Origin of the sequence: Flavobacterium sp. (assembly GCF_965262375.1) — a bacterium.
In the GTDB taxonomy this organism is placed as follows: Bacteria; Bacteroidota; Bacteroidia; order Flavobacteriales; family Flavobacteriaceae; genus Flavobacterium.
Genome location: NZ_OZ253527.1, coordinates 710,290 through 723,989, shown reverse-complemented (window position 1 = coordinate 723,989; position 13,700 = coordinate 710,290). Strand labels below are relative to the sequence as shown.

Annotated in this window: 15 protein-coding genes; 11 read left to right on the top strand and 4 right to left on the bottom strand. The window is 34.5% G+C overall.

Annotated elements, in window-relative coordinates; all coding sequences use genetic code 11:
• Positions 1 to 126: 126 nt before the first annotated feature.
• Positions 127 to 300 (bottom strand): twin-arginine translocase TatA/TatE family subunit, encoded by a 174-nt coding sequence (gene tatA / locus ACQY29_RS03440; RefSeq protein ID WP_428223851.1) that lies wholly within the window; start codon positions 298 to 300, stop codon positions 127 to 129.
• Positions 301 to 447: 147 nt separating this feature from the next.
• Between tatA and ACQY29_RS03435 the strand changes: the two genes are divergently transcribed.
• The 10 genes from ACQY29_RS03435 to ACQY29_RS03390 are packed head-to-tail and all read left to right on the top strand — an operon-like array spanning position 448 to position 10,412.
• On the top strand, positions 448 to 930 hold the full coding sequence (locus tag ACQY29_RS03435) for a peptidase (protein ID WP_428223850.1): 483 nt from the start codon (positions 448 to 450) through the stop codon (positions 928 to 930).
• Complete coding sequence (locus tag ACQY29_RS03430) at positions 930 to 2,414, top strand: GH3 family domain-containing protein (RefSeq protein WP_428223849.1); 1,485 nt, start codon at positions 930 to 932, stop codon at positions 2,412 to 2,414. The genes ACQY29_RS03435 and ACQY29_RS03430 overlap by 1 nt, the downstream gene beginning before the upstream one ends.
• A 7-nt stretch (positions 2,415 to 2,421) precedes the next feature.
• On the top strand, positions 2,422 to 3,318 hold the full coding sequence (locus tag ACQY29_RS03425; RefSeq protein WP_428223848.1) for a carboxypeptidase-like regulatory domain-containing protein: 897 nt from the start codon (positions 2,422 to 2,424) through the stop codon (positions 3,316 to 3,318).
• A 5-nt stretch (positions 3,319 to 3,323) separates the two neighbouring features.
• Positions 3,324 to 4,211, top strand: coding sequence for a carboxypeptidase-like regulatory domain-containing protein (locus tag ACQY29_RS03420; protein WP_428223847.1), 888 nt, complete (start codon positions 3,324 to 3,326; stop codon positions 4,209 to 4,211).
• A 42-nt stretch (positions 4,212 to 4,253) separates the two neighbouring features.
• Entirely contained in the window at positions 4,254 to 5,939 is a 1,686-nt protein-coding gene (locus ACQY29_RS03415; protein ID WP_428223846.1) for a DUF6909 family protein, read from the top strand.
• Positions 5,939 to 6,490 (top strand): dTDP-4-dehydrorhamnose 3,5-epimerase, encoded by a 552-nt coding sequence (gene rfbC / locus ACQY29_RS03410; protein ID WP_428223845.1) that lies wholly within the window; start codon positions 5,939 to 5,941, stop codon positions 6,488 to 6,490. Before ACQY29_RS03415 ends, rfbC begins: the two co-directional genes overlap by 1 nt.
• The gene (gene rfbD / locus ACQY29_RS03405; protein WP_428223844.1) at positions 6,484 to 7,341 is read left to right on the top strand and encodes a dTDP-4-dehydrorhamnose reductase; all 858 of its coding nucleotides are present in this window, start codon (positions 6,484 to 6,486) and stop codon (positions 7,339 to 7,341) included. The genes rfbC and rfbD overlap by 7 nt, the downstream gene beginning before the upstream one ends.
• Positions 7,341 to 8,324, top strand: a complete 984-nt coding sequence (locus ACQY29_RS03400; protein WP_428223843.1) for a UDP-glucuronic acid decarboxylase family protein — start codon at positions 7,341 to 7,343, stop codon at positions 8,322 to 8,324. The genes rfbD and ACQY29_RS03400 overlap by 1 nt, the downstream gene beginning before the upstream one ends.
• A 3-nt stretch (positions 8,325 to 8,327) precedes the next feature.
• Positions 8,328 to 9,659, top strand: coding sequence for an exopolysaccharide biosynthesis polyprenyl glycosylphosphotransferase (locus ACQY29_RS03395; RefSeq protein ID WP_428223842.1), 1,332 nt, complete (start codon positions 8,328 to 8,330; stop codon positions 9,657 to 9,659).
• Positions 9,660 to 10,412, top strand: a complete 753-nt coding sequence (locus ACQY29_RS03390; RefSeq protein ID WP_428223841.1) for a glycosyltransferase family 2 protein — start codon at positions 9,660 to 9,662, stop codon at positions 10,410 to 10,412.
• Here ACQY29_RS03390 and ACQY29_RS03385 read toward each other — a convergent pair.
• From ACQY29_RS03385 to ACQY29_RS03375, 3 genes are read right to left on the bottom strand one after another with little or no spacing between them, the layout of a single operon-like run.
• Complete coding sequence (locus ACQY29_RS03385) at positions 10,409 to 11,719, bottom strand: phenylacetate--CoA ligase family protein (protein WP_428223840.1); 1,311 nt, start codon at positions 11,717 to 11,719, stop codon at positions 10,409 to 10,411. The genes ACQY29_RS03390 and ACQY29_RS03385 overlap by 4 nt on opposite strands.
• On the bottom strand, positions 11,720 to 12,022 hold the full coding sequence (locus ACQY29_RS03380; RefSeq protein ID WP_428223839.1) for a HigA family addiction module antitoxin: 303 nt from the start codon (positions 12,020 to 12,022) through the stop codon (positions 11,720 to 11,722). It lies immediately after the preceding gene.
• Positions 12,023 to 12,033: 11 nt separating this feature from the next.
• On the bottom strand, positions 12,034 to 12,315 hold the full coding sequence (locus ACQY29_RS03375; RefSeq protein ID WP_428223838.1) for a type II toxin-antitoxin system RelE/ParE family toxin: 282 nt from the start codon (positions 12,313 to 12,315) through the stop codon (positions 12,034 to 12,036).
• Between the two features lie 96 nt (positions 12,316 to 12,411).
• Between ACQY29_RS03375 and purD the strand changes: the two genes are divergently transcribed.
• Positions 12,412 to 13,692 carry a phosphoribosylamine--glycine ligase gene (gene purD / locus ACQY29_RS03370; RefSeq protein ID WP_428225864.1) on the top strand — a complete coding sequence of 427 codons (1,281 nt, stop codon included), beginning with the start codon at positions 12,412 to 12,414 and terminating at the stop codon, positions 13,690 to 13,692.
• Positions 13,693 to 13,700 lie beyond the last annotated feature (8 nt).

Here is a 13,700-nt window from a genome sequence, read left to right as displayed (position 1 = left end):
AAGTTAATTTAATAAGAATATTATTTGTTTTTTATAAAAGTAGGAAAAATATTAATACAAAAAAACCATTTTGAAAAGATATTTTCAAAATGGTTTATGCAATAAAGCTAAAGGTTAAATAAAATTTTATTTTTCCTCTTCTTCTTTTTTTGTAGTATTTTCTTCACCTTTTGAAGCTTTCTTGAATTCATTCAAACCACTTCCTAATCCTTTCATTAATTCAGGAATTTTCTTACCTCCAAAAAGTAATAATAAAGCTGCAATAATTAATATAATTTCTGTTGGACCTAATCTACTCATATATAAAAAATTGTGCGAAATGCTATTTATAATAAGACAAAGATAATAAAGAAAGCATTTTGTAAGCTATTTTTAACGAAATATTATTGCCCTTAGGAGTTTCCATATTGATTTTCCTATATTTGTGAGAAGCATTACTAGTAACCTATGGCAACCTTAAAGCGATTCCGACGCAAAGAATTTCTTGATAAAATAATCACCAAACGTCGTTTAATTATCTTAAACGAAGAAACGTTTGAAGAACAGTTTTCATTGCGACTAACCATTTTAAATCTTTTTCTATTGCTGTCAATTGGAGCTATTTTTTTAGTCTCTGTGACCACTTATATTATTGCATTTACCCCTTTAAGGGAGTATATTCCAGGATATTCTTCTACGCAATTAAAGGAAAAAGCCTTATTATTAGGTCTTAAATCGGATTCTCTTGAATTTGAATTAAAAAAGAATGACGCTTACATTCAATCGGTTAAAAAAGTTTTAACTGGTGATTTAGAATATGCCAAAGTAAATAAAGACTCCATTTTAGCTTCTGATTATGTAGACCCATCAGAGTATGAAATGGATGCCTCAGAAGAAGAAAAAGAATTACGCAAGCAAGTTGAAGCCGCTGCTAAGAAAAACAGTAAATAATGTCAATCAAATCAATTGGAGCAAAAATTTTTGCTACTATCATACATCATAAAACCCAAAAATGGGCTACACAACCTGTTGCTACTCAACAAAAAGTATTTCGAAGTTTAATACAGCAAGCCAGCCAAACACAATTTGGAAAAGACCATCATTTTGACCAAATAAAAACATTTGAAGATTTTGCACAACATGTGCCTATTAGGGATTACGAAGCCTTACGTCCTTATGTGGATAAGGTGGTTGCTGGGCAAGAAAACATCCTTTGGAAAGGAAAACCGCTTTATTTTGCTAAAACTTCTGGAACTACTTCTGGTGCTAAATACATCCCATTGACTAAGGAATCGATGCCCTACCATATTGAAGCAGCTAGAAACGCTATTTTAAGTTATGTGCATGAAACAGGAAAAGCAGATTTTGTAGATGGCAAAATGATTTTCTTGCAAGGGAGTCCTATACTAGAAGAAAAAAATGGTGTGATGTTAGGCCGTCTTTCGGGAATTGTGGCGCATTTTGTTCCTAAATATTTACAGAAAAACCGCCTGCCTTCTTGGGATACCAATTGTATAGAAGATTGGGAAACAAAAGTTGATGCTATCGTAGAAGAGACTTTTTACGAAAATATGTCGGTCATCTCAGGGATTCCATCATGGGTGCAGATGTATTTTGAAAAACTGCAAAGTAAAGCTAATAAGCCTGTAGGCGATTTATTTAAAAATTTCAATCTCTTTATATATGGCGGTGTCAATTACGAACCGTATAGGGCGAAATTTGAAAAACTAATAGGTCGTAAAGTTGATTCCATTGAGCTTTTTCCAGCATCCGAAGGTTTTTTTGCGTATCAAGATTCTCAGAAAGCAAACGGCATGTTATTGCTGTTAAATTCTGGAATTTTTTACGAATTTATCAAAGCAGAAGAATTTTTTAGTGAAAATCCACGTCGTTATACTATTGGAGAAGTACAATTAGGCCTGAATTATGTGTTAATCATTTCGACCAATGCAGGACTTTGGGGCTATAATATTGGTGATACCGTTCAATTTACGAGCTTAAATCCTTATCGTGTCATTGTTTCGGGGCGTATCAAGCATTATATTTCAGCTTTTGGCGAACATGTCATTGGCAAGGAAGTAGAATATGCCATGAAGGAAGCCATGGAAGGAACAAACGTTACTGTAAACGAATTTACAGTAGCTCCACAAATTAATCCAATGGATGGTTTACCCTACCATGAATGGTTGATTGAATTTGAAAATGAACCCGAAAATCTGGATGATTTCGCTATAAAAATAGATAACGCTATGCGCAAGCAAAACGTGTATTACGACGATTTGATTGTGGGGCATGTGTTGCGAACATTAGTAATTAAGAAAGTTCCTAAAAACGGTTTTCAAGAATATATGAAATCTATCGGTAAACTGGGTGGACAAAATAAATTACCAAGACTGTCTAATGATAGAAAGATTGCGGATTATTTTAGTAGATAGATAAGAGATGATAGATAAAAGGATTTTAATTTTATTTCTATTTTGTTGTACTTCTATTTTGGCCCAACTAAAAGGCAAAGTAGTGGATGAGAAAAACCAACCCATACCGTATGTAAATATTTGGGCAAAAGGACAAGATATTGGAACCACTTCTGATGAACAGGGTAATTTTAGTTTAGCAGTGTCTCCAAATACGGAACTCATCTTAACGAGTATAGGCTTTGAAACGTACGAAGGTAAATTGCTGGATTCTGCTAATATCGTATTGAAAGAAAAAATTCATCAAATGCAAGAAGTTGCTATATCAAGTAAGAGAAAAGCAACTGTTATATTGAATGATTATAAAAAAGAAAAATTAAACGCTGGTTTTGTATGTGGGGTAAAACCTTGGATTGTAGCGCGCTTTTTTCCGTATAATCAAACCATGGAGAATTATCCTTTCATAAAGAAAATTTTCTTTAAAGCGGAAACTGAAATTCCTGAAACGCAAATGTTACTTCACTTATACAAAGTAAATCCAGATGGTTCCCCAGGAACGGAATTGTTAACAGAAAATCATTTTTTGAATATTAGAAAAGGTAATAAAAATAACACGATTGATTTAGATAAAATGAATATTCAAATACCATTAGAGGGAATTTTTATAGGTTTTGAATGGTTGATTATTGAAAATAACAAAATGGAATATACTTATACTTTACCTACCGATTTTATCCAAAAGAAGTATAAAGGAGTTAAATACGCCCCCTCAATAAAAGCTTATTTGGTCAATTCATCAAATACTAGAATTTTTTCTAAAGGAAGATGGTCTAATAATCATAAAATTCCTATTGATTTTGTGGGTGATAAAAAATTTGTAGGTAAGGAAATGGAACTTGCTATTTCATTAGAATTAACCAATTAAAATCAATGATAAAAAAGGGATACTTCACGAGATTTGGGTTATACTTGGTGCTATTTCTTGCTACACATTTAGTACAAGCCCAACTAAAAGGCAAAGTAGTGGATGAGAAAAACCAACCTATACCGTATGTAAATATTGGGGTACAAAACGAGGCTATGGGCACCACTTCGGAAGAAGATGGGACGTTCTATTTGCCTTTAAAAGAAACTAAAAATTTGGTTTTCTCTGCCTTAGGTTATGAAAAAAGAGTGGTAAAATCTGATGCAGCACATACTGTTCAGTTGCAATCCACCACCTATACCCTTCATGAAATAACCGTTTTGAATAAAAAAGAAACGCGTGTCATGGAAACAGGCAGTGGCGAAGGCATAGCTCAAGCTTTTGAAAGCGGCCCTAAGATGGATGCACGATTTTTTTCGTATAATTCTAAAATTAAAAAGCATCGGTATATCAAGCGCGTATCTTTATTTACGGAAAGTAATTTGGAAGAAGCTACAGTCAAATTACATTTTTACACGGTTACGCCCGAAGGTTTGCCAGGAGAAGAAATGGTAGCTAAAGACTTATTATTTCAAGTAAAAAAAGGAAGTCGTAAAACCTATTTTGATGTTTCTAAATACAACTTATCCTTCCCAAAGGAAGGGCTATTTGTTGCGGTAGAACGCTTGTTTATTGAAAAAAATAAGTATACTAAGGAAGTAGCAACTTCCGAAGTAGGAAAAACTAAAACCCTCACGGTATATTATCCTTTACTTTTTTATAATTATACCGTCAAGGAGTATAGTTATACTTTTTATGGTGGTTCATGGCATAAAGAATACAAGCCGTCAAAAGATTCTAGTGTACCCACACGGATTTTTGAACCAGCTATTTCTTTAATTCTTACCAACTAAACAAAAAATATCATACCTTTGCAGGTTAGAAAAATATAAAAGATGATAGAAATCAAGAACATTTCGCGCTCCAGAGCGCAAGAGTCGTCGGCAGCTATCGAACGACTGTACATTACCATGAGACATTTATTTAACAGAGGTTTTTATAAACCAATGGGTGTTTCAGGAGAAACTTTAAGAGAAGCTTTATTAGAGCTTCGACCAGAAATCTACGGTTCCATTGCCGAGGAAAAAGTAGAATTAAACGGATTGTTATACGTTATTGAACGCCTTCCTGTAGGGATTGAAGAGTGTCGTTACATCAATTTAACCTCTGATGAGGGCTACTCTAATTCACATTTCCAACCAATTGTTCCTCCTAAACGTCGTAGAAATTGCTACCGTATCGATGACGAACAAATGAATGTAGAAATCACTCGTGGTCGTTCTGACATCTACGATATTTTAACACATTTGACTTTCATTTTTATTGAATCGCACAAAATTAAAGATCGCGTGCTGATTGATGATGAAGGTAAGGTGTCTCGCGACTGGGAAAAATTAGAGCAAGCAGCGCTTCAAACAAAGAAACTAACGTTAGTTGAAAGAGAAAAAGCGATTTCACATGCAGCTAATGTTTTAGGACGAACTTTTGCTGAGGTAAGTGCGATTTATGATGATTTTGGAAATGCTTCTCAGCCAGATAGATTCCTACATGTTATTTACTGGTTAGGTAAATTAGCCATTGAGGAAGTTGTGGAAAACAACAAGCGTACCATTACTTTTAGTCCTATTTTAAGAGAACGTTTAGGACATCATATTTATGGCGATATTTGGGCAACGAATATTAAAAATACTTTAGCAGAAAATGGTTTAATTGAAAGACCTATACATATCATTAGTGCGAATATGCACAGTGTGATGAACTCTGTTTTTGCGCCACATGTATTAGCTAATAAATACAAAGGAAAAGGTGAATATCAAATTTATGAAGATTTATCGACTTCGGCCAATAAAGAAATTCGACAAAAAGTAACTGATTTTGCATTGCAACATGGAATGATTGCTATGCCAGATACTTCAGGTACTAATATTGATGTGCAAATTTTTGACACGGCTAAATTTGATTGGAAAAAAACTGCCTTTCCATCGGCTAAAATCGAAGGACAAGCGCCAGTTGTAATCGTAATGGATTATGCATTTGGTGAGCAAGCCTTTGAAACTATCGATGAACTATTGAAACCTTATAAAACCGCTACCAATAAAATTTTCTTGAACGTAGAATCAGTTTCCATTATGGGTAAAGCAGGGATTCTTGAAGGAGGTAAAGGTGATATCATGATTGCTACGGCTCACGTCAATGAAGGTACTGCGGACAACTACCCATTTGAAAATGAATTGACCGCAGCTATGTTTGAAGGAAACGATATTCCTGTATATGAAGGACCTATGATTACAGTGCTTGGAACTTCGTTACAAAACAGGGATTTATTAAAATTCTTCCATGAGTCAACTTGGGCAGCTATAGGATTAGAAATGGAAGGGGCATATTATCAAAAAGCTATTCAATCAGCTTCAAAAATTCGAAAGAGTATCAATCCAAATGTGAAGGTTCGTTACGCGTATTATGCATCAGATAACCCGTTAGAGACAGGAAGTACTTTAGCTTCAGGTGGTTTAGGAACTACTGGGGTGAAACCTACCTATTTAATTACTATTAAAATTTTAGAACAAATATTTAACTGTTAATGAACTTTATAGAGACCAAACTAAAAGGTTGTTTCGTTTTAGAACCTAAAGTTTTTCATGATGAACGTGGTTATTTCATGGAAAGTTTTAATCAAAATAATTTTAACCAAGGTATAGGAGCAGAAGTACAGTTTGTACAAGATAATCAATCGTATTCTTCAAGAGGTGTTTTGAGAGGATTACACTACCAATGTGGGGAACATGCACAAGCAAAATTGGTTCGTGTATTAGAGGGTGAAGTGTTAGATGTAGCGGTCGATTTACGTCCTGATTCGGAAACTTATGGTCAGTCGTATTCAATTTTGTTATCTGCCGAAAATAAGAAACAATTTTATATTCCAAGAGGTTTTGCTCACGGGTTTATTGTGTTAAGTGAAACTGCTACTTTCTTTTATAAATGTGATAATTTTTACAATAAAGAAAGTGAGGGAGGTTTGATATATAATGATCCATCGCTGGGAATTGACTGGGGTATGGCTGAAGAGGAATTGATTATTTCAGAAAAAGATCAGGTATTACCAACCTTGGAAAATGCACGTAAAGTATGGTAGTTCTAGTTACGGGAGCTGGCGGACAGCTAGGTCAATCTATACAATTTATTGCATCTCAGTACCCTGAGATGCAATTTATTTTTGCAAACTCACAGGATTTAGATATAACGGATGCCAAAAAAGTTGATGCTTTTTTTGGGAATCAGGGGATTGATTTTTGTATTAATGCCGCAGCATATACAGCAGTTGATAAAGCCGAATCGGATGTGGAAAGAGCTGAAGCGATAAACGTTCTTGGGGCTAAAAATTTAGCTCAGGCTTGTCAAAAACATGGAGCTACTTTAATACATATTTCTACCGATTTTGTTTTTGATGGTACTGCTAGAAAGCCTTATCTAGAAACTGATGTAACGGCACCTTTAGGGGTTTATGGGCAAACTAAATTAGATGGTGAAAAAGAAGTACAAGCCCATTGTGAAAAGCATATCATCATTCGAACTTCATGGGTCTATTCGCAGTTTGCTAACAACTTTATGAAAACCATGTTGCGATTAGCCCAAGATAGAACGGAATTGAATGTAGTAGCGGACCAAATAGGAACTCCTACTCATGCTGTAGATCTAGCTGATGCAATTCTGAGAATAATTGCATCCATCATCCATCATCCATCATCTAACATTTTTGGTATCTACAATTTCAGTAATGAAGGAGAGTGTTCTTGGTATGAATTTGCCCAAGAAATATTCAAACAAAATAAGGTTTCAATCAAGGTTAATCCCATTCCTACAGAGTCTTATCCCACACCTGCTAAAAGACCAAAGTATAGTGTAATGGATAAGTCAAAAATAAAGAGTACTTTTGGAATAGATATTAAAGGTTGGAAAGAAGCCTTAGCACAAACAAAATTATAATGAAGAGAATTTTAATAACAGGAGCAGCTGGTTTTTTAGGTTCGCATTTATGTGATCGTTTTATTAAAGAAGGGTATCATGTAATAGGTATGGATAACCTTATTACAGGTGATTTAAAGAACATTCAACATTTATTCAAATTAGAAAATTTTGAATTCTACAATCATGATGTTTCTAAATTTGTGCATGTGCCAGGTGATTTAGATTATATATTACACTTTGCTTCACCGGCGTCTCCTATAGATTATTTAAAAATTCCAATCCAAACTTTAAAGGTAGGGTCGTTAGGAACACATAATTTATTAGGATTAGCTAGAGCAAAAAATGCGCGTATCTTGATAGCATCAACCTCTGAAGTATATGGAGATCCGTTAGTGCATCCGCAAACCGAAGACTATTTTGGTAATGTAAATACCATTGGGCCTCGTGGCGTATATGATGAAGCCAAACGTTTTCAAGAATCTATAACAATGGCTTATCATCGTTTTCATGGTATAGAAACACGTATAGTGCGAATTTTCAACACCTATGGACCTCGTATGCGTCTGAATGATGGACGCGTAATTCCTGCTTTTATTGGTCAAGCTTTACGAGGGGAAGACTTAACCATTTTTGGTGATGGTTCGCAAACACGTTCATTCTGTTATGTTGATGATCAAGTGGAAGGGATTTATCGATTACTGCTTTCTGATTATGTTTACCCAGTAAATATTGGTAATCCTGATGAAATCACAATTAAAGATTTTGCAGAAGAAATCATTAAATTAACAGGGACTGACCAGAAAATTGTTTACAAACCGCTACCGGAAAACGATCCTATGCAACGTCAACCAGACACGACTAAAGCAAAAGAAATTTTGGGTTGGGAAGCAAAAGTAGGACGTGCAGAAGGTATGCGTATTACTTACGAATATTTCAAATCGTTACCCAAAGAAGAACTTTTAAAAGAAGAACATAAGGATTTTAAAGATTACATCCGTTAATTAATGGCAGTAGGTAGGTATTCAAAATACATCAGACCTATTTCTTATTTGGTCGACTTTCTTTTGATGGTCTGGCTACTGCTTTTTATTTTTCCTTTGATAACTTTTGGTGTCAAAGGAACTCTTTTTTTAATGTTCATTTGGGTCATCATTGCTTCTTTTACAGAATTCTATGAAGTATTCCGATTTACCCCACCCAGCTCAATTTTTATAAAAATTGTCAAGCACTTTTCTATATTTTCTCTAGTAGTAGTTGCTTTACTTTATCTTTTGAAAAGAGAAGTTGAGCCTAAATTAACCCTACAGTTTTTAAGCTATTTATTACTGTTAGTAACTTTTTTTAAATATGGTATTTATTTTCTATTGCGTAAATACCGTCAATTATTTGGGGGGAATTTTAGGCGTGTTTTGATTTTAGGACAGAGTGATCGAGCCAATGAATTAAGTGCTTTTTTTAAAAAGAATGACGATTTGGGTTACCGATTATTAGCAGTAATAACTTCTGGAGATGAATTGAATGATTTTAGAAATATTGTTAAAGAAAACTTCATCGACGAAATTTATTGTGATTTAAACAGTGTTTCTAAAGAATTTTCAGATGAAGTGATTGCCTTTGCACATAGCAATTTTAAAACCATTAAACTAATTCCTGACAACTCCGCCTTGTCTCATAATATGTTTTTGGATTATTATGGTTATATTCCTTTGATTTCTATCCGAAAAACCCCTTTAGAATTATGGTTCAATTATTGGTTGAAGCGTATTTTTGATATACTATTTTCACTTTTAGTAACCGTTCTTATACTTTCTTGGTTGATTCCTTTGGTAGCTATTTTAATTAAATTAGACTCTAAAGGTCCTGTTTTTTTTAAACAAAAGCGACACGGCATCAATAATCAAGAATTTGATTGTTACAAATTTAGGTCCATGCGGATCAATGACGAAGCACATACGCAATTGGCTTCCAAAAACGATGATAGGATTACTGCTTTAGGTAGATTCTTGAGAAAATCAAGTTTGGATGAAATGCCTCAGTTTCTGAATGTGCTATTGGGTGATATGTCTGTCGTGGGGCCTCGACCGCAAATGTTGAGTGTTAATGAAGATTATGCCCAACGTTTTGACAAGTTTATGGAACGCCATTACATTAAACCGGGAGTAACAGGATTAGCTCAGGTGAATGGGTATCGTGGGGAAATTTTTTCAGATAAAGATGTGGAGAATCGATTGAAATTCGACTTGTTTTATATCGAAAAATGGAATCTTTTTCTTGATATTAAAATCATCTTAGTTACGATTAAAAATTTTATCTTGGGCGATGAAAAAGCGTATTAAATGAACGGTCTGGTTTCCATCATTACTCCTACTTATAATTCGGCAAAATATATTACCGAAACTATCCATTCTGTACAGCAACAGACCTACCAAAATTGGGAAATGCTTATCGTTGATGATTGTTCAACTGATAATACGGTTGATTTGGTTCAGCAATTTATGGAAGACGACCATCGGATTCATTTGATTAGAATGCCTAAAAACTCTGGTGCTTCTAAAGCTAGAAACGAAGCCATCAAACTGGTGCAAGGTGATTTTATGACGTTTCTAGATGCTGATGATATCTGGTTTCCTGATTTTATTCAAAACAGTATCCAGACCATTAAGCAAACGGGAATTCCATTTGTGTTTTCATCTTATAGAAGAAGTAACGAAAAACTTGAATTTGTATATTCTGATTTTATCGTACCTCAAAAAGTAACGTATACCGATATTTTAAAAACCAATTCTATCAGTTGTTTGACCGCTTTTTTAGAGGTTAAAACCTTAGGGGTTAAATTGATGCCTGATATTTTAAAAAGACAAGATATGGGTTTATGGTTGAAATACCTTAAGGAAATCCCTTATGCCTACGGGATTCTAGAACCTCAAGCCATATACAGAATCCGTGAAAACTCCTTGTCAAGAAACAAAAAAGCCTTGCTCAAATACCAATGGCAGTTTTATCGTGAGGTTGAGCATCTTTCTGTAGTTGCTTCAGCCTATTATATGGTGCAATGGATGGTTAGAGGCTTTTTGAAATATAGAAATTAAAGCAACGACTGAAATTGTTTTAACTTTCCTCTGGCACTGCGTTGCAAACTTTCCTTACGATGAAAAGCAAACTCTAAATTTGGCTCCAAATACAAATCGATGGCATGTTTAATTTTTTGAATTTGTTGTGAAGTTAATTCTTTTTCACTTACATAGTCAATTTCAAAAGTGTTTAATGTGAGTTGTTTGATGATGAATTCCTTTACATTTCCATCGTCTTCAATGATACTTTTAGTGACATAATAAAATGTCAACCCAGGGGCTTTTTTTCCACTTGGTAAAACAGCCACATCATTCGTGCGCCCTATCAATTTTTTTAAAATTGGTTTTTCGGGAGTACTGTTTGCATCAATGACACCTATATCGCCTATATCATATCGAATAAATGGATGCGCTTTGTTATAAAGAGAAGTAATCACCACTTTGCCTTCTGTACCCTGTGGAACAGGGCGATTGTTTTCGTCGAGTATTTCTACAAATAAAGTTTCGTTGTTGAGTTCCCATTGTCCATTTGGATTTTCAAAGGCGATGAGGTCCAATTCGGAAGCGCCATATTCATTGATAATGGGGATGCCAAATTGAGTTTCCATAAGTAATTTATCTGCTTCAAACAACATTTCCGAAGTGACAAAACAGACTGTAAGCGTAGGGCAAACGTCTTTGAGAATAATATTTCGAGTGCGCAAAAATTTTGCAAAAAGTACAATCGAACTGGTATATCCGTTTATATGGTCGAATTTCTTTTGTTGGAATTTTCGCAACACTTTTTCTAGTACTTCATCTGATAAATCAAAAATGGTAAACCGATATCTTTTCCCTAAAAAATCTTTAATGCGTTCTTTAGTATGTCCCAAAAAATCTAAGGGGATACCATAAAAGCGCGCTTGATAACTTTTGTTAAAATCTATTCCATACCAACCAAAACGGTAGATGATGGATGCCCAAGTAATGGCGTGGGCGTATTTATCTTTAGCAAAAATGAAGGGGTCACCACTTGAACCCGACGTTTTGTTTTTAAAAATAGTCTTCTCTGTATAACCTTTGGAAAGTCTTTCGATTAAAGGGCGTTGAAAATCTTTTTTGGTCATTACAGGAACATCATTCCAGTTTTCCAGTTTTTTTTCTCCAACAAATTTTCGATAGTAATCATTGTTTTGTAGGTGAAAGTTCAGGATTTCCTTTTTCCTTTTTTCAATAAAGCTAAGCTTTTCGTGAGTTGAAAGTTGTAGTATAGATTCAAACTCGGCCTGAGCTTTACGGATGGGAAAACCGTTTATAAATAATGACCAATCAAAAAACTTCAACATTTAGGCTACGTTTTTATCTGTAAATTTCTTTATAGTATGCAATTCGTCCGCTTTGTTAAAATTTTCTTCTTCAATATCAAAATCATTTTGCAAGCCTAACCAAAACTTGGCGGAATTTCCAAAATAAGCACTCAGTCTCAAGGCGGTATCTGCTGTGATTCTTCGATTTCCTTTTAGAATTTCTGAAACTCTAGTTTGTGGAATTTTTAAATCTTTGGATAAACGATAAGCACTTATTTCTAGTGGAAGTAAAAATTCTTCTAAAAGTATTTCTCCAGGATGTACGTTTTTTAATTTTTCCATAATGATTGTAATTAATGATAATCAATTATTTCAACCTCTTTAGCATGACCATTTTCCCATATAAAAATGATACGCCATTGATTATTAATCCGAATACTATAATACTCTTTTAGTTTACCCGAAAGTTTTTCTAATTTGTTAGACGGTGGTATTCGTAAATCGCTAACATCTTGTGAGTTGTTTAACATTCTCAATTTACGCCTGCCAAGCTCCTGTATTTCTCTAGAAGGCTTTTTTAAAAGTATTCCATTCCATATTTTTTCGGTATCTTGATTTCCAAATGAAATTATCATACTTTTTGCGTTACTAACGTCAAAGGTAGTAAAATATTATTGTTTTTTTTGAGTAAAACCAACTATTTTTGCACCTTCAAACAACAACACAACATGATGACTATTTTATTATTAGGTTCGGGCGGTAGAGAACACGCCTTAGCATGGAAAATGCTTCAAAGTGAAAAATGTAGCCAATTATTTGTTGCTCCTGGAAATGCAGGGACTAACGAAATAGCTACTAATGTAGCTTTGAATCCTTTAGATTTTGAAGCGGTAAAACACTTTACATTAGAAAATAAAATAGATATGGTTGTGGTAGGTCCTGAAGACCCGTTGGTGCACGGGATTTATGATTTCTTCCAAAACGATGCACAAATCAGTCATATTCCTGTTATTGGTCCTTCTAAAGTGGGTGCGCAATTAGAAGGAAGTAAAGAATTTGCAAAACAATTCTTAGTAAAAAACAACATTCCAACGGCTCGTTACGAAAGTTTCACTAAAGATACGGTGGAGCAAGGATGTGAATTCTTAACAACTTTAGACGCCCCTTATGTGTTAAAAGCGGATGGATTGGCCGCTGGAAAAGGCGTTTTAATTCTGAATGATTTGGTCGAAGCGCAACAAGAACTTCGTAATATGTTAGTAGATGCTAAATTTGGCGATGCGTCTTCAAAAGTAGTAATCGAAGAATTTTTAGACGGTATTGAGTTAAGTTGTTTCGTATTAACAGATGGGAAATCATACAAAATTTTACCTACGGCTAAAGATTATAAGCGTATAGGCGAAGGCGATACTGGATTAAACACTGGAGGTATGGGAGCGGTTTCTCCAGTACCATTTGCGGATGCTGTGTTTATGGAAAAAGTGGAAACGCGTATTGTTAAACCTACTATTGAAGGTCTTCAAAAGGACAACATTGATTATAAAGGTTTTGTGTTTATTGGGTTAATCAATGTAAAAGGTGAACCTATGGTTATTGAGTATAACGTTCGTATGGGTGACCCAGAAACGGAAGTGGTGATGCCAAGAGTAAAATCGGATTTGGTGGAGCTATTCCAAGCGGTTGGCAAGCAAGAATTGGCTCAAGCTACTTTAGAAATTGATGAAAGAGCTTGTACTACGGTTATAGTAGCTTCGGGTGGTTATCCTGAAGACTACGAAAAAGGGAAAGTAATTACTGGTATTGAAAATGCCACCGATTCGATTGTTTTCCATGCAGGAACTAAAAATGATGGTGATAGTGTATTGACTAGCGGTGGACGTGTATTAGCGGTTTCTTCGTACGGTGCTACTTTTCCCGAAGCTTTAGAAAAATCGTATGCAAGTATTGCTAAAATTCAATTTGCTAAAATGTATTTTAGAAAAGATATAGGGAAGGATTTGAAAACTTTATAAATTAAAAA